Here is a 16,782-nt window from a genome sequence, read left to right on the forward strand (position 1 = left end):
ACGAATATTAGCCCGGTCGCCATGGGCTCCACCACGCCGGCCCGACGACAGGGGCGCAACCCACCGGCGCCCGGCGCCCGGCGCCACGATAGCCGCAGCCGCAGCCGCAACTGTGTTCATGACCAGGAGAGCATGACCAGAATGGCTAGATTGTGACCAAGGGGACGAGTCCGCCACCTCAGCGAAAGATCAAGGCCGGAGCACACACGCAGCGATGCCCGCGGAGACGAGTCAGTTGGCGGACCGCTCCAAATGCCGGTCGAGTCCACGTGCCTCAGAGCGTGTTTGAGATCGGGCTTTCGATCAGTGAGCCGCGTCCAGGCGCCCCCTGGCAAGGCAGAAGGCCGAAGCGATACCGGATGAGTTGTATCGGTTCGGCCGACAACGCGGCCAGGGGGCGCCTGGACGCGGCGAGCCGGAATGACGATCTCAAACGCGCTCTCAGGGACGGCAAGCAAGGCCAACCGCGCTTGAGCTGCGTTCTGAAACCGCCAAACCGCGGACCGTAACAGGACGCGACACGCCACCATGATGGCGGGCACGGGCAACCGACCGGCTGGCAACGGAGCCCACCGAGGTATGCCCGCCATCAGGCGCAGCCAGTAATCATGATCAATTTAGTGTGACAAAAGCCGACGACACGCCATCCCGAGGATCAGTACATCATCCGCGGGTCAACATAATGTTTGAACTCAAGCAGGTTATCCGCAGGGTCGCGCAGCACCACGGTCCGATGCTGTTCGACCAGCCCGGCGAAACGTACCTGTTCGCACTGGAAGACCGGCACCTTACGCAGTTCGATCAGGCGCAGGAGCGCGTCGAAGTCGGCACCGTCCCGGAATGTCACGCCGAAATGGCGCGGGTACAACGCCAGCTCGCCCGGTTCATAATCGGGGCTGAGGTGGCAGACAAGCTGGTCGCCGAAGAAGTCAAGCGTGATCCGGTCGGCATAGCGGCGGGCGAGCCGGCAGCCGAGCAGATCGACGTAGAACCGCTCGGCCAGCGCCAGGTCTGTCACGGGTATGGCGAGGTGAAAGGTATCAGCGGTGTTCCGCACGGTTCGCTCCCTGTTCGCCCGCCGGCTCGAAGGCCAGCAGCGTGTCCGACCGGAGCCCGAGCCGCAGCGTCTCCAGGCCCACGATGTCGGCCGCGTGTACGTTCCCGAGATTGGCCTCCGGACCGACCCGGCGGATGAAGTGGGTCTGCAGGATCTTGGTGGGAGCCTCGAACACAAGTCGATCCACTGGCACGTCGGAATCCAGGATGTCCTCGATCAGGCCGAACCGCAACTGCCCGTCTGGCCGGCAGATGCCGCTGGTGCCGCTCTCGCGGGCTTCCAGAATCACCAGATGAGCGCCGGCATGCAGATCGGTCCGGATCGCCGCGAGCCACCGGGACGGTGACTGGCGCTCGGAACGTTCGGCGTCCTTGAACCCGACCTCGCTCAGCACGATGAACTCGTCGGCGAGCTTGGAAACGTAACTCGCTTTCTCCTCGACGCCAAGGTCGATCGTCCCGTTCGACACCTCCACATACCGGCAGCCCTGCTCGTGGCACAGTCCCCGGAAATCGTCAAAACGGTTCTGCAGAATATGCTTTTCGAACAAGGTGCCACCGAAGAAGAAATCGATACCCAGAGTGCGCAGACAATTGATCTTGTTCGCGAGGCCGGCTGTCACGAGCGAGGTGCCCCACCCGAACTTCACGAGGTCGATATGATCACTAAAGCTGACAACAGCATCACAGAAGTAGCCGGTCGGCAAGCCATTGTCGATCACCAAGGTAATTCCACGGGAACGCGGTTTCGACTGGCGCGCGGGCAGCGCGAGAGCACTGATGATCATACTGCGGCCTCCTGGAGCGGTACTCGCCGATCGGGGATCCGGCAGGCGGGGCGAAATCACCACGCGCGCCAAATGCCACCCCACCCTTCTCCCACTACATGAAAACGCCTTTAACGCCGCCTGTGAGCTTACTGAAAAGATCGGGTGGACAGCGTAATCCTACCGGTCGGGTAATCATGACCTGTCGACGGATCCATCAGTAAGCTCTCATCGAGTTCCGGGGTTTCGTTAACGTTGTTCGAGAAGGATGCGAGCGTGCCTGCTGTCCTTGGCAATCCTCGTTCGATGGATCTAGAAAAGCGGTCGTCCGCGGGCCGCCACCGCATGATCGATCTGGTGGAGGCTCGCAGCCGAGATCATCCCCATCGCGTCTTTCTCACGGATGCGGGCAGTGGCCACAGCCTGCGCTACGGTGAACTCAACACGACGATACGTGACTGGTGGTCGGAACTCGACCGCGCCGGCTGTCGGCCTGGGCAGCGGGTGGCAATCGCCGTCTCCGACCCGGTGGACTTCGCCACCGCCTACCTCGCGGCTATCACCAGCGGGCGCCACGCCGTCCCGCTGAGCCCGAGCGCTCCCCCGGCGGAGCTGCGGCGGATACTTGCCCTGGCCCGGCCCGCCGCGGTGGTCACAGACCAGGGCCTGCCCCCAGCAGCTGGCGTCCAGCAGATCGCCCCGTGCCCAGCTCGGACCGGCTACCACGGTGTGGCTCCGGGGGGTGACGGTGGTGTGCTGTTGTCCACCTCAGGTACCACGGGTACCGCCAAACAGATCTTCCTGGCTGAGGCGCAGCTCAGCCACGTCGCGCACGCGGTGGCCGGCCACCACGCCCTCACCCGTGCCGACATCGGTTTCTGCCCGCTGCCTCTGTTCCACGTCAACGCCGAGGTGGTGGGGCTGCTCGCCACCCTGGTCGCGGGCGGCGCGATGGTGCTGGACACGCGCTTCCACCGGCGGGGATTCTGGCGGCGGATCGTCGAGCACAACGTGACCTGGATCAACGCCGTGCCGGCCATGGTGACGATCCTCGCCCGTGATCCGGATGCTGGGCAGGCGCGTTCGACCAGGGTGCGTTTTGTCCGGTCCGCGTCGGCGGCGTTGCCTGTCGCGGTGCTGCACGCGTTCGAGCAGGCCACCGGCATCGAGGTGCTGGAGACCTATGGCATGACCGAGGCGGCCAGCCAGATAACGGCCAATCCGCTGCGGGGAGTACGCAAGGCCGGCTCGGTCGGGCTACCGGTCGCCACCGAGGTACGCGTGGTCGACGAGGACGGGCAGGAATGCCCCGCGGGTGTCACCGGTCATGTCCAGATCCGCGGCGCAGGAGTGATCAGAGCGTATGTGGGCGAGGCGGGCAACGAACGGATCGACGTCCACGGTTGGCTGGATACCGGCGACCTGGGGTACCTCGACACAGATCGGTACCTGTTCCTGGTCGGCCGCACCGACGATGTGATTAACAGAGGTGGCGAGAAAATCTTCCCGCGGGAGGTCGAGGAAGTCCTCCTGGCCGATCCCCGAGTCAGCGCGGCCGTGGTTGTCGGCCGCCCCGATCCGGTCCTCGGACAGACGCCGGTTGCGCTGGTGGTACCGGCCACCGGGGCCGGCGAGGGCCTCGCCGCCGACTTGGCCGCCCGCTGTGAGTCAGCGCTGGACCGTTTCAAACGTCCCGTCACCATCGACCTTGTCGACGCGCTGCCGGTCGGGCCCACCGGCAAGGTGATGCGGCGGCTCGCCGGCAGCCGCCTCGATGGAAGCCGACGGCTGCGCGACCGGCTCGGCTGTACGAACGGACTCTCATGACGACAGCGACATCCAGCCCGGTACGGGCCGCCACCGAGGCGCCGGACGCCCTCCACCGGCCCCGAACGGCGCCAGCGGGAGCGGAAGCGGCCCCAACAGGGCCAGCGGAACCGGGGCCGCTGATCGGCAGTACAGCCGCCGCCAGCCGGCGGGCGCATCTTCACGACGTCGACCTGGTCCGTCTGCTGACCTTTGTCGCGGTGGTCGGCGTCCACACGACGGGCGGCACGAACCCGTTCCAGAGCGTCGGCGGCAACGCGGCACTCATGCTGCTGCACTTCACCCGTGAGGCGTTCTTCTTCCTCACCACCTTCGTGCTGTTCCACACCCATTACGACCGGCCGCTCGCGTTGGGCCGGTTCTGGCGGCGTCGTTTCCTGCTCGTCGGAGTGCCCTATGTGGTCTGGACCGTCGCCTATGCCAGCCCGGTGCTGGTACGGCAACTTGCCGACGGTCAGATATCCGCCTCCGCACGCACTCTCGGCTACGACTTAATCACCGGTGATGCCTGGTACCACATGTACTTCCTACTGGTCACGCTGCAGGTGTACCTGCTGTACCCGCTGCTGGCGCGTCTTGTGCGCCGCACGGCCGGCTACCATTGGCAGCTACTGGCAGGAAGCGCCCTGCTCCAGATCGCGACTCTGGCGGAGGTCCGCTACGGCCGGCCGTGGCCCGGGGTGGCCGGCATACTGGAACAGCACTGCCACGAGCTGTTCGCGATGTACCAGTTCTGGCTTGTCGCCGGTGCGCTGGCCGCGGTCCACGGCGATCGCTTCCGTGACTGGATGAGCCGGCACATCGTGCTCACGATGCTGAGCGCGGCGCTGGCCGCGGGCGCCGCCGAGCTCTGCTACACGATCGCACGCCACCATGGACAAGCACCATTTGACGCCGCATCGGTCTTTCAGCCCATTATGGTGCCATGGGGGGTAACGAGCATCATGGCCCTGTTCGCCCTGGGCGCGATATGGGAACGCAAACGGCGGCCAGGACGTCTGGACTCGCTCATGCGCAGGGGTTCGGAGCTGTCCTTCGGCATCTATCTCGTCCATCCGGCCATCCTGCCGGGTGTGCTGGCTCTCCTTCCTCGCACACTTCCCCCGCCGTGGTCGACCTTGTCGGCGATGTCAGCGACGCTGTTCCTGTCGGCGGCGGTGGTTGCGCTCTGCCGGCCCACGCCGCTGAGCCTGGCGGTATCCGGCCGGCCCCGGCGACGACCAAGGCGCACCGGCGCGAAGACCGGCCCGAAGCGGCCCTCGGTTCCCGCGCCAACGGCATCGACGCGACCACGTTCTCTCGCGCCCGCGATCCGATCCTCCGATCAGTAACAGCCGGCCCGGCCGGACGATGACCTTCCGGCGCAAGAAACTCCTCCTGGCCACCCTGGCAGCGATGCTGCTCTTCGTGACGCTGACAGAACTCATCGCTCGTGCGGGCCACACAAAACCGGCCACGATAAGCATCTCGGCCGCCTCCAGCCAGTCGCCTTCGCCGTCGCGACGTGAAACCGGCACCGTCAGAACCGCCGCCCAGACGCTGATGAACCAGAGCACAAGAACGATCACGGTAAATGGATTGCGACGCATCTACCTGTTGCTGCGGCCGGTTCAATCCGTTGGCCGGCTGCCCTTGGTGATACTTCTGCACGGCCGCGGGCTGACGCCAGCCGCGATGGTGTCGTTGAGTGGGCTCGCTCCGCTCGTGGCCGAAGGCCGCGCGATCCTTGCCGTACCCACGGGCCTCGGCCTGTCCTGGAACGCCGGCGGCGATTGTTGCGGAACGGCGGGCCGTTCACGGCCGGACGACCCGGCCTTCGTGCACAACGTGGTTGCCGCGGTGCTGCACGGAGAGCAGATCGACACGAGCCGCATCTACCTCGTCGGCTACAGCAACGGTGGGAAGCTCGCCCTCCGGATGGCCTGTGAGGACCCTGCGGCGTTCGCCGGGATCGCGACCTACGGAGCGGTCCCGCTGGTGCCGTGCGCGCAGGGGGGCGCGGTGTCGGTGCTGCTCGCCGCCGGCACCGCCGACCAGGTGCTTCCCTACCAGGGAACGCGGCTGGCCCGGCCACCGCTGATGTCGGTGGCCGCGGCCGTCCAGCTCTGGCATGATCGGGACGGCTGCTCGGCACGGCCGACGACGACAGGCCGAGTGGGCCCGGCCGAGATCCTGACATGGCGCGAATGCCGGAACCACACCGCGGTTGCCACCGTCATTTATCACGATCTACCGCATGCCTGGCCGGCTCAGCCGCGGGTAGCGGCCGCGGCCAGCGCCGCCACCGTCATCTGGGATTTCTTCACCGGTCTGCCGGACGTACCGGCCCCGCCAAACCCACCCGCCGCCACGGTCGCTCGCGCCACCCATGGACCAGGGTGACTGCGGCTCGACGGATATCGGGCACCTACTCAGGCCGCGCACCCTGGGACTGCGGGATACGAGCCATTCATGATCACATGATTTTCAGCTGGCTACTAATCCGAAATGGGGTTACTGGACCGAAGGCAATCGCAATATAGCAGGTCAGGGCACGTGCTAAAGTCCAGTAGCCTAGATTCCCTTTAGTACGTATCGAGATGAGAAACGAAAATTCCGATCAGAATACGGCCGGCCAGCATTTCGCTTGGCGCGGAGAAATGACCGGACGAACCTCACGTTCCAGGATCCGCCGATGCAGCGCCCACATCTCACGATCACCCGCTTCAGCCGCCAGAAGGGTGCCGGTGTCGTACGTGACTCCACCTTCCTCCTCCGTCATCGGGATCTTCTCCCGACTCCGAGCCGATCGAGAATCTCGTCGGCCCGCCGCAGCGCGTCCGGGGGGATGGGGCCGTGCTCGGCTTCGTACTCACGGACGGCCGCAAGGCCCTCCTGGATGCCGATGTGGTGATCGATCACCTGTGACATCCAGGCCGACAGGCTGACCCCCTTGGCCGTCGCCGCCGCCCGTGCAGCCGTGAGGACACGTTCGTCCAGGGATGGGGCCAGGGCACGCGCCTCGCGTCATCGCTCCCCGTCCATCGCTGCGCGATGCACGGGTACCCCGGCTCATCGGTCGCCACCCAACACCTCCGGTGGCTCCCCGCGCCGCCTCGCGATGCACGGATGCACGGATGCACGGACCCCAGCCCCGCTCGTTGACCCACTCCCCTGTTGCCGGACGCTCTGAGCCCGGCAGGAACGGAGCCGCCAGGAAGTGGCCCGGACGGATCAACGCAGGCGCCGGGCCACCTCGGTCGCCCAGTACGTCAGGATGATGTCCGCGCCCGCCCGGCGGACAGCCGTCAATGTCTCGGTGATGGCGCGCTCCCGGTCGATCCAGCCGTTCGCCGCCGCGGCCTCAACCATCGCGTACTCGCCGGACACCTGGTAGGCGGCAACCGGCACGTCCACAGCGGCGGCGACCGCCGCCACAACATCGAGATAGGCCAACGCCGGCTTCACCATCACGGCGTCCGCGCCCTCGATGAGGTCGAGGGCGACTTCGCGCAGTGCCTCACCGGCCGAGCGGGCCGGGTCCTGCTGGTAGCCGGCACGGTCCCCGAAGCGCGGCGTGCACTCGGCCGCGTCCCGGAAGGGGCCGTAGAAGGCCGAGGCGTACTTCGCCGAGTAGGCAAGGATCGGTATCTCCGAGTACCCGCCCGCGTCGAGTGCCACGCGAATCGCGCCCACCTGGCCGTCCATCATTCCGCTCGGCGCGACCACCTCAGCACCCGCATGGGCCTGAGCCAGCGCGATCGAGCCGTACCGCGCCAGAGTCGCGTCGTTGTCGACCTCGCCGTCCTCGGTCAGCAGACCGCAGTGGCCGTGGTCGGTGTACTCGTCCAGGCACAGGTCCGTCATGATCACAATGTCGCCACCGACCTCGGCGACAAGATCGGCAAGGGCCAGCTGCACGATGCCAGACGGATCATCCGCGGCCGAACCACGCCCGTCCTTGTTCGCGGGGATGCCGAAGAGGATCAACCCGCCGACGCCGGCCCGAGCCGCCTCGGACGCGGCCTTGCGCAGCGACTCCCGGGTGTGCTGCACGACACCAGGCATCGAGGCGATGGGCGTCGGGGCGTCGATGCCCTCCTTGACGAACAGCGGAAGCACGAGGTCGGCCGGATGCAACCGCACATCGGACACCAACCGGCGCAGGGCCGCGCCGCGGCGCAGCCGGCGGGACCGGGCCAGCGGGAAGGCGACGCGATCACCAACGATATGATCAGCAGCGCCCGGCAGCCCGGTCACCGCCGGGAACCACGCCGGGCCTTGGGCAGCCGGGCGGCGAGCGGACCGACCTTGCCCAGTTCCTCACGGTGCTCGGCGGCGAAGTCCGCCAGCGCCTGCACCAGCGACGGGATGGTCGCCTCTGCCGCCTGGACGTCGACCCGCAGACCCAGCTCGGCCGCGGTGGCCGCGGTCTGCGGTCCGATCACCGCGATCACGGTGGTCTCGTGCGGCTTGCCGGCGATCCCGACCAGGTTGCGCACGGTCGAGGAGGACGTGAACACCACGGCATCCACCCGACCGCCCTTGAGCGCCTCCCTGATCGGAGCCGGCGGCGGCGCGGCGCGCACCGTGCGGTAGGCCGTGACGTCGTCGACGTTCCAGCCCCGGTCCTTCAGACCCGCGACCAGCGTCTCGGTAGCGATGTCGGCCCGGGGCAGCAGCACCCGGTCGAGCGGGTCGAACACGTCGTCGTACTCGGGCCAGTCCGCCAGCAGCCCCTCACTGGACTGCTGGCCGGAAGGAACAAGATCTGGCCGGATGCCGAAGGCACGCAGCGCGTCCGCGGTCGCCTCACCGATCGCGGCCACCTTGACACCGGCAAACGCGCGGGCGTCCAGGCTGCGTTCCTCGACCTTCTCCTGGACGGCACGGACCGCGTTGACAGAGGTGAAGGCGACCCACTGGTAACGGCCGGACACCAGGCCGGTGATCGCGCGCTCCATCGGGGCGGCTGTCCGCGGTGGTTCCACCGCGATCGTCGGCACCTCCAGCGGGCTCGCGCCGTGCGAGCGCAACAGATCCGAAAGGATGGCCGCCTGCTCCTTGGTCCGCGGCACCAGAACCGTCCAGCCGAACAGTGCCCGCGACTCCCACCAGGACAGCTTGCCCCGGGCCGCGACCGCGGCCCCGATCGCCATCACGACACAGGGTGCGTTCGCGATGACGGGCGCCGCATCGGCCTCGATCCGGTCCAGCGTCGAGGAAACCGTCCGCTGGTCGGTGGTGGTGCCGTCCACCGTCACAGCGACGGGTGTGTCGCCCGGTCGGCCCTGCTCGACAAGCGCCGCCGCGACCTTGCCGACCTCGTTCGAGACCGCCGTCATCACCAGGGTGCCGGGTGCCTGCGCGAGGGAGACCCAGTCGATGTTCGCGCCGGGCGCGCCCGTGAGCCCCAGGCCCGCGCCGATCCCGCCGATCCCGAGCGACGCGCCCAGCGGTGGCGCCGTCAGGCCCGGACCACCGAGCGCCGTTCCACCCACGCCGGAACCACCCACGCCGGAACCACCCAGGTCGGCCAGGCCACGCCCGCCGAGGCGGCTGGCCCCGTACGTCGCCGCGCCCAACGCCATACCCGGGGTGTCCGCCGACGGGGCGATGGTCGGCTGCACCCCGCTGGCGGAGAACACTCCCGCCGTGCTCGCGAAGGTGACCGGAAGCCCGGGGGCGACCCCCGAGTAGGCGGCGACCGCGGCGCCGGTCAGGATCCCGGGCACCACCCGGAAGGGAATCTTGGCCTTGGCCAGCGCCTGCGCGTCGGCGGCACCGATCCCGGTGAGCCATGGATCCGACGCGTACAGCCGGACGACCCGTTCCCCCGCCCGGGCCCGCGCGACGACCGCGGCGGTTGCCGCGTCCGCGTCCATGATTGGTTTCACCAGTGCGGAATCGCCGATACGCAGCACCTCGCCGGGAAGCTTCGCGACAATCTCAGCAGCGACATCGGGATCAACGATTACCGAATCGGCGGCGGCCAGCGTCTCCGTGGCGAGAACGGTCAGCAGGTCAGGATCGCGCGGGCCGGCTCCAACGAGAGCGACTGGGATCAGGGGCTTCTTCGTGCGGCGGGTGGCCATGATCAGAAATTTCCCATCAACGTCTGTGCTCCAGCGGACAACATCTCGTCCGCGAGGCGCTCTCCCAGCGCCTCCGGGTGGTCAGCGGGCCCGGTGACCACGCGCCGGAGAACACCGTTCCCCTCCGGCGACGCAACCACCGCCCGTAGCCGGATGGCACCGGCGGCCATTGCTCCATCGGGCGTCACCGCAACGTCGGCAAGAGCGCCGACCGGTGCGCTACAACCGGCCTCGATGGCAGCCAGATAAGCACGCTCGGCAGCGACAGCAGTGCGCGACAGTGGGTCGTCCAGCGCAAACCGTAGCAGCTCGGCGAGAGTGCCTTCACGTCGGTACAGGTCAACCCGATTGACAATGCCGTCAAGGGCGTCAGGATCACCCACGCACTCGATCGCCAGCGCACCCTGCCCAGCGGCTGGCAGCATCACATCCGCATCCAGCACCTCGGTCACCGCGTCCAGCCGGTCCAGCCGGTCCAGCCCGGCATGGGCGAGCACAACCGCGTCGACCGCTCCGTCGATCGCCTTCTTTATTCGGGTATCGACATTACCTCGGATCGGGACGACATTCAGCCCGAGCCCGAGGGCCCGCAGCTGCGCCGCCCGCCGGGGCGAGCCGGTACCAACCCTGGTCCCGGGCCCGAACTCGGCCAGCATCCGGCCGCTCGGCGCGACGATGACATCACGGGGATCCGCGCGCGGCGGAACGGCCGCGATCACAAGTCCGTCCGGTGTCGCCGTCGGCAGATCCTTCAGCGAGTGGACGGCAAGATCAATTTTGCCGGCCACCAGCGCTTCGCGCAGCGCGCTCACGAATACGCCAGTCCCGCCGAGCTGGCTGATCGCCTCCTGGGAGCTGTCTCCAGCGGTCACGATGCGCACCAGCTCGACCTGGCGGCCCAGCCGTTCCCGCAGCCAGCCCGCCACCGTGGCGGACTGCGCGATGGCCAGCGCCGAGCCCCGCGTGCCCAGCCGCAGCACATCCCCCCGCCCATCGCCGCCCAGGACGGGCCCAGCGCCCGCTGTCCGACCCGGCCGGAGCTTCCCGCTCGTCATGGTGCCTCTCGTAGATCAGGTGCGGATACGACGGCCGGCGCTTCCCGAGGGAGGTCGAACAGCTCACGCAGTGCCTCGGCATAGGTGTCGCCCCCAGGGGACGCGGCGAGCTGTTGCACCCGCACGGTCGGCGCATGCAACAGCTTGTCCGCCACCCGCCGCACCGTCCCCTCCACCAGCGCCCGGTCCCGGGGAGAAAGATCTGGCAGGCGGGTCTGCAGCCGGTCGAGCTCATCGCGGACGACAGCGGCGGCCTGCGCCCGAAGCGCCACGACAGTCGGCGCGACGCGGTGCGCACGACATCGATCAAGATAGGCGCCGACCTCGGAGGCCACCAGCGCCCGTACCGACTCGACGTCGCTGGCAACCTGCCGCCCGTCGAGGGCGGTCCGCAGGGTGTCGAGATCGATCAGGGTGACGCCCGGAAGATCACAAACGGTCACGTCGACGTCCCGGGGAAGAGCGAGGTCCAGCAGAACCAGCGGCCGCCCTCCCCTGCGGGCCATCGACTCGGCGATCGTCTGGCGGGTCAGGATAAGCCCGGCCGCCCCTGTCGACGTGATCACCAGGTCGGCCCGGTCCAGCTCCAGCGCCACCTGCGTGAGCCCGACCAGCTCAGCCGCGTAGGCCTCGACTATTCGTCGAGCTCGTGCCGGGGTGCGGTTCGCGACCACGAGATCGGCCGCGCCTGCCCGCCGCGCCACCGCCGCAGCCAGAGATCCCACGGCCCCCGCTCCCACCAGCAGGACCCGACGGCCGGCAAGCGCGTCGATCGCGGGCATGTCGATCACGGGCAACGTGCCGGCCGGCGCCACCCGATCCGCGGCATCCAGCGACCTGGCACCCAGCGTGGGCCCGGGCGCCGACGCGCTCCCCGTCGTGCCCGCCAAGCCGGGCTGGACGGTCGCCATCGCCTGCCACCCGGCCGCGGCCATGTGTATCCCCACCGAGACGATCGATGCTCCAGCCGAACCGATCTCGGTCTCGCTGTGCGCACGCTTGCCCACGCGCAACGCCGTCTGGAACAGACCGCCGAGGGTGGCTCCGGCGCTGGCCTCAAGCTGGGCCGCCCGGAAGGCCGCGCGCACCTGCCCGAGGATCTGCGCCTCCCCCACCAGCATCGAATCGAGGCCACAGACGACCGAGAACAGGTGGCTCACAGCCCGCGCCTCATGATGGACGTACAGGTGCGGAGCAAGATCCGACAGTTCTGTCCCGGTGATCCGGGTGAGCTGGTCGGACACGTCCGCGACGCCACCGTGGAAGGTCTCCACCTCGGCGTAGATCTCGGTGCGGTTACAGGTCGACAGCACCACGGCCTCGGCGACGCACGCGGCCTGGCACAGATCGCGGAGCACCTTCGGGACATCGTCATCGGTGACGGCAGCCATCTCCAGGATGGACGTCGGTGCCGTCCGGTGATTGAGCCCCACGGCAAGCAGGCTCATGCTCCGTCCCCTCCGGTGGTACCCACAAACGGGCTGCCACCACGGGTGCGCCGCGGTGTCGGCTCGGCGGGGGTGCGGGTCATGAGCACGATCCGGGAATCGACGGGCTCGCCCTGGCCGCCGGCGCCGCTGACGGGTGCGCCCACGTCGTCCCTCACGGCAAGGTCGTCTTTTACAGCACGGTCATCCGTTGCGCAAACGGGGCGTTTCCGGGCCTCGTGAAACGAGAGAATCTGCAGTTCCACTGCAAGATCAACCTTACGCACGTCCACTCCCACCGGTACCGACAGCACGATCGGCGCGAAATTGAGAATGCTTGTGACCCCTGCGGCGACAAGACGGTCACAGACAGCCTGCGCGGCGGCCGCCGGTGTGCAGATCACGCCGATGGTGACCTGATTCCCCTCGACAAGGGCCTCCAGCTCGTCGAGGGGACGCACCACAACGCCGCCGATCGATTCGCCGATCCGGCAGGGATCCACGTCAAGTAACGCGACCACGCGAAACCCCCGGGACTGGAACCCGCCGTATCCCGCGAGCGCGTGGCCGAGATTGCCGACCCCGACCAGCAGCACCGAACGGTCCTCGGTCAGGCCGAGCTCAGCGGCGATGCGGCCAAGGAGAAGAGCCACACCGTAACCGACGCCACGCGTTCCGTACGAACCAAGATGAGACAGATCCTTACGCACCTTCGCCGAGGTCACGCCGGCCGCTGAAGCGAGCGTCTCGGACGACACCGTATGCACCCCCCGGTCGGCGAGCGAGGTAAGAACCCGCAGGTAGAGCGGAAGTCTGGCGACTGTTGCCGCTGGCACTGGCGAGCGAGCACGGACGGCCGACACTGCCCGGCGAAGCTCAGTCATGTACGACTCCCGCACCGCTTGAGGCGCCCGGCTGCCGGCGGCGCCTGCCGTCCGCCCCTCGCGGTGCTGCACGGTCGAACGACGCCGGTAGACGACTGTCCGGGTGAGTTTACGACTTCGTGAAGGCGTTCACGAAGTTGATGTGATCTTGTGCTCAGCCGGCCGGCGACCCGCCAGCGAGCCCGGGGCCCGCACATCGTCGGCGGCTATGCGCGGGAAGACCATCCCCAGCGACCGCCGGTCAACGCACGCCGAAGACGCGCCTCCTCGACCCGCCAATACCCATGCTCCCGGCCATCCACAAGAATCACCGGCACCCGGTCACCGTAAGCATCGAGCAGATCAGCCCGCGTATCGACATCGACCTCCTGCCAGCCGGCCCCGACATCATCGGCCACCCGAGCGACCGCGATTCGCGCGTCCTCACAGAGATGGCAGCCGGCCCGGGTCACCAGGGTGATCCGGACGCTTCCCCGCTGGCCGCTCACGGCAGGGCACCAGCTCGGGCCGCGCCGGCCCGTAACGCCACTCCGGCTGTCAGGCCCCGGGCTGTCAGGCCCCGCCCCGGCAAGGCGGATCTTTCTAAATAACACGACCTAATCACAAAGGCACTTCCTCGTGACGCATGGGACAACCACACATCTTCACCTTGCCATGCACGCCTGGTACCGGATCGTTAGCTAGACTCGGCTGTCCAGGGTCCCTGATGGTCGTCGCCGGAGGCGCGAGAAAACCATGATCGCGCCTTTTCCGGCCAGGCCGCCCCGATGCGACGGGCGTCCGGATGATCCCGGGCCTGAACGGGTCACGCTCTACCTCGCTCAGCCTCGTTACCTCACTCAGCCTCGTTGATCCTTCGGAGCCAGTATGCCCGCCGCCCTGTCCCAGGCATACCGGGGACGTGGACGGCCACGGGCCCCGCTGCGGTTCATGCGCGGATCCCCGCCATGAACCGGTCCTGGTCGTGCCCTGCTCCCGGCCCCATCGGCCTGGCCTCGCTGCGTGCCGAGATCTCATCGATGGCGAACACCCCGCACGCGGCCATGCTGGGCGGGCCGCTACGGGCCAGCTCGGCCGCGGGGGGATCGGCCAGCCCGTCCGGCATCCGGCCGGCATCCCCGGATCACCATGGCGGTCACCATGCCTCCGAGCTGGCCGATCCACCGCCATCCCAGCATGCCCCGCAGCCAGAAACGGACATCACCGATCTCGTGCGCCGCGCGCAGGAGGGGGATAACGAGGCCTTCGGCCGGCTGTATGACTCCTACCTGGAGCTGGTCTTCCGCTATGTGTTCTACCGGGTCGGCAGCCGGGCGATGGCCGAGGACATCGTCAGCGAGACGTTTCTGCGCGCGCTGCGCGGCATCAGGACCTTCACCTGGCAGGGCCATGACATCGGCGCATGGTTCATCACAATCGCCCGGAACCTGATAATTGACCACAAAAAGTCACGCCGGACCCGCATGGAGTTCCCCACCGATGACATCCTGGCGGCCGCGGACACGCAGCTTGTCTCCGGGCCGGAGGAGTCGGTCCTGGCCGGCGTCACGAACAGGGAGCTGCTCGACGCCGTCCAGGCCCTCAACCCCGAGCAGCGGGAATGCGTCGTGCTGCGCTTCCTGGAGGGGCTCTCCGTACGGGAGACAGCATTGGCGATGAGCAAGAACGAAGGCGCGGTCAAGGCACTTCAATACCGGGCTGTCCGGTCCCTGGCCCGCTATTTCGCGGCGGATACCACCCCGTAGGCCCGGCCCCGCCGGATCGGTTTCGTCATGCATCCAGCATCCAGCGGGAACCGGGCGAGTTCAAACGGTCGTTGCGACCCGTCCCATCCTGCTGGCTAGTTTGGGGGTACAGGGTACACATCGCTCCAAGGGGGTCACCGACAGCATAAAAAAGATCTTTTTAATATCGGCTACGCGCAGGTGATATTTGATCGCCGAAACTCCGATCTCCGCCTGTAGCTGAATCCGGCCTTGCTGAGTGCCGAGTTCGGGGTGTGTCCGCGGCCCGTGCGGCGCGCCCGCCGGGGCCAGAACCACAGCGCGCGAAGCCGAGATCCCGCAGCAGCCCGCCGTGAATATCGCGCCATCCAGGGCGTGTCCCAAAAGCCATCTGTCCGGCTCACCACGCCCAGGCGGCCCCTGGCCGCGTTCTCGGCGACACCGATACAGCTCATCCGGTACCGGTGTGGCCCGCGGCCTTGCCAGGAACCGCCTGAACGCGGCTCCCTGATTGCACGACGACTTCCGGAACACGCCGTAACGCCACGGGACGGATCATCGGCGGCGTCGATGTCGTCCAACAGCTGCTGGGAACCTGGCGACGGCCGGCGCCGAGTGCCGCCGCACAGCCGCAGCGCACCGTACGCTTCCCAGGTCGCAGTGACAGCGTGGCCCTCCCGTGGGCCGTGGACGTCCAGGAGATCACGATGCGGTTTCGATCACGCCCGGTACGGACAGCTGACGACCGCGCCCGCAGAGCCGATGCCGAAGCAGCCGCGACCGCGGCGCTCAAGGCGGCCGCCGAGTCCGCGGCCAAGGCGCCACCCGACCCGACCGCGGCCGCCTTCTTCGATGTGGACAACACCATGATGATGGGAGCGTCCATCTTCTACTTCGCCCGCGGGCTTGCCGCGCGCGACTTCTTCCAGTCCCGGGAGCTGCTGAAGTTCGGCTGGCAGCACGTGACCTACCGGGTCCGAGGGCTGGAGAACACCGATGGGATGCGCGACGTCAAGGAGACCGCACTCGCCTTCGTCGCCGGCCGCGAAGTCGCCGAGATCGTCCGCTTCGGCGAAGAGATCTACGACGAGCGGATGGCGGAGCGCATCTACTCGGGTACTCGCGCGCTGGCCGAGCAGCACCTCGACGCAGGCCAACGCGTGTGGCTCGTCACCGCCACACCGGTCGAGCTGGCGGCTGTCATCGCCAGGCGGCTCGGCCTCACCGGTGCGCTCGGAACGGTCAGCCAGGTCGCGGCCGGGCGTTATACCGGCCATCTCGTCGGTGATCCACTACACGGGCCGGCCAAGGCAGCCGCGGTGCAGGCCCTGGCCGAACGCGAGCAGCTGGATCTGTCCCGGTGCTGGGCGTATTCGGACTCCATCAACGATCTGCCCATGCTGTCGCTGGTCGGCCATCCCGTGGCAATCAACCCAGACCCTGACCTGAAGGCCGTCGCCCGCGAACGCGACTGGCCGATCAAGGACTTTCGTACCGCGCGCAAGGCCGCCCGTATCGGAGTGCCCACAGCGGCCGGTATGGGGGCGCTGGCCGGAAGTGTCGCAGCCGGCATGGCGCTGCGCCGTCGATACAGCGACGCGGCCGGCTGACCCTGGCCGCGGGCACTCCCACCGCCCGCCACCTGTCATCCGCCATCCGCCATCCGCCGCCGCCGTACTGACCGTTACCACAGCCACAACCGACAGCGTCGTCAGCGACGGCCACTCGGCATACCGGGATCTTTCGGCGTACCGAGCCGGGTGGCCCGCGGCGGGCTGGGCGGCGTGCCACGGGTCACGACAACGATGGTCACAACCGAGGCCAGCTCGAGCGCGGCCAGCCAGCTCGCCAGAAAAACATCATCGACCGCGGCCAGCAGACCAACCACGGCGGTTACTGACAGCAGGTAAACGAGTACGAAACAGCGGGCCACCCACGTCCGCCTGGATCCCCTGAAACGTCCGGTCG

At 68.1% G+C, this 16,782-nt stretch carries 15 protein-coding genes; 5 read left to right on the forward strand and 10 right to left on the reverse strand.

The genetic code is table 11. From position 1 onward, the window contains the following. Positions 1-655: 655 nt before the first annotated feature. Both MJ785_RS04760 and MJ785_RS04765 read right to left on the reverse strand, forming a co-directional pair. Positions 656-1,057: a VOC family protein gene (locus MJ785_RS04760; protein ID WP_239348039.1), complete on the reverse strand. Its 402-nt coding sequence runs from the start codon at positions 1,055-1,057 to the stop codon at positions 656-658. Further along, a complete protein-coding gene (locus MJ785_RS04765) occupies positions 1,041-1,844 on the reverse strand; it encodes a phosphosulfolactate synthase (RefSeq protein ID WP_239380097.1) in 804 nt (267 codons plus the stop codon). Before MJ785_RS04765 ends, MJ785_RS04760 begins: the two co-directional genes overlap by 17 nt. Positions 1,845-2,099: 255 nt before the next feature. On the opposite strand from MJ785_RS04765, the gene MJ785_RS04770 reads away from it, so the two are divergent. From MJ785_RS04770 to MJ785_RS04780, 3 genes are read left to right on the forward strand one after another with little or no spacing between them, the layout of a single operon-like run. Continuing rightward, entirely contained in the window at positions 2,100-3,650 is a 1,551-nt protein-coding gene (locus MJ785_RS04770) for an AMP-binding protein (RefSeq protein ID WP_239380098.1), read from the forward strand. Continuing rightward, positions 3,647-4,981, forward strand: coding sequence for an acyltransferase (locus MJ785_RS04775; protein ID WP_239380099.1), 1,335 nt, complete (start codon positions 3,647-3,649; stop codon positions 4,979-4,981). Before MJ785_RS04770 ends, MJ785_RS04775 begins: the two co-directional genes overlap by 4 nt. Positions 4,982-5,000: 19 nt before the next feature. Next, positions 5,001-6,032, forward strand: coding sequence for a PHB depolymerase family esterase (locus tag MJ785_RS04780; protein WP_239310896.1), 1,032 nt, complete (start codon positions 5,001-5,003; stop codon positions 6,030-6,032). 375 nt (positions 6,033-6,407) lie between these two features. On the opposite strand, the gene MJ785_RS04785 is transcribed toward MJ785_RS04780, so the two are convergent. The 7 genes from MJ785_RS04785 to MJ785_RS04815 all read right to left on the reverse strand — a co-directional run bounded on the left by MJ785_RS04785 (position 6,408) and on the right by MJ785_RS04815 (position 13,578). Next, positions 6,408-6,551, reverse strand: a complete 144-nt coding sequence (locus MJ785_RS04785) for a hypothetical protein (protein ID WP_239310897.1) — start codon at positions 6,549-6,551, stop codon at positions 6,408-6,410. Positions 6,552-6,863: 312 nt separating this feature from the next. Further along, positions 6,864-7,889: a porphobilinogen synthase gene (gene hemB / locus MJ785_RS04790; protein WP_370651626.1), complete on the reverse strand. Its 1,026-nt coding sequence runs from the start codon at positions 7,887-7,889 to the stop codon at positions 6,864-6,866. Beyond that, positions 7,886-9,724: a uroporphyrinogen-III synthase gene (locus tag MJ785_RS04795; RefSeq protein WP_239310898.1), complete on the reverse strand. Its 1,839-nt coding sequence runs from the start codon at positions 9,722-9,724 to the stop codon at positions 7,886-7,888. The genes hemB and MJ785_RS04795 overlap by 4 nt, the downstream gene beginning before the upstream one ends. Before the next feature lie 2 nt (positions 9,725-9,726). Further along, positions 9,727-10,779: a hydroxymethylbilane synthase gene (gene hemC / locus MJ785_RS04800; protein ID WP_239310899.1), complete on the reverse strand. Its 1,053-nt coding sequence runs from the start codon at positions 10,777-10,779 to the stop codon at positions 9,727-9,729. Next, a complete protein-coding gene (locus tag MJ785_RS04805; RefSeq protein WP_239310900.1) occupies positions 10,776-12,227 on the reverse strand; it encodes a glutamyl-tRNA reductase in 1,452 nt (483 codons plus the stop codon). Before MJ785_RS04805 ends, hemC begins: the two co-directional genes overlap by 4 nt. Then, entirely contained in the window at positions 12,224-13,090 is an 867-nt protein-coding gene (locus tag MJ785_RS04810) for a redox-sensing transcriptional repressor Rex (protein ID WP_239310901.1), read from the reverse strand. Before MJ785_RS04810 ends, MJ785_RS04805 begins: the two co-directional genes overlap by 4 nt. Before the next feature lie 206 nt (positions 13,091-13,296). Continuing rightward, positions 13,297-13,578, reverse strand: coding sequence for a glutaredoxin family protein (locus tag MJ785_RS04815; protein WP_239310902.1), 282 nt, complete (start codon positions 13,576-13,578; stop codon positions 13,297-13,299). Between the two features lie 531 nt (positions 13,579-14,109). On the opposite strand from MJ785_RS04815, the gene MJ785_RS04820 reads away from it, so the two are divergent. Together MJ785_RS04820 and MJ785_RS04825 are read left to right on the forward strand one after the other, a co-directional pair. Continuing rightward, positions 14,110-14,835: a sigma-70 family RNA polymerase sigma factor gene (locus tag MJ785_RS04820; protein ID WP_239380100.1), complete on the forward strand. Its 726-nt coding sequence runs from the start codon at positions 14,110-14,112 to the stop codon at positions 14,833-14,835. Between the two features lie 686 nt (positions 14,836-15,521). Beyond that, complete coding sequence (locus tag MJ785_RS04825) at positions 15,522-16,424, forward strand: HAD family phosphatase (protein WP_239310904.1); 903 nt, start codon at positions 15,522-15,524, stop codon at positions 16,422-16,424. A 101-nt stretch (positions 16,425-16,525) separates the two neighbouring features. Here MJ785_RS04825 and MJ785_RS04830 read toward each other — a convergent pair whose 3' ends face one another. After that, positions 16,526-16,747 carry a hypothetical protein gene (locus MJ785_RS04830; RefSeq protein WP_239380101.1) on the reverse strand — a complete coding sequence of 74 codons (222 nt, stop codon included), beginning with the start codon at positions 16,745-16,747 and terminating at the stop codon, positions 16,526-16,528. Positions 16,748-16,782 lie beyond the last annotated feature (35 nt).

The sequence above is a fragment of the Protofrankia sp. CiT1 genome, from assembly GCF_917627335.1.
GTDB lineage: Bacteria > Actinomycetota > Actinomycetes > Frankiales > Frankiaceae > Protofrankia.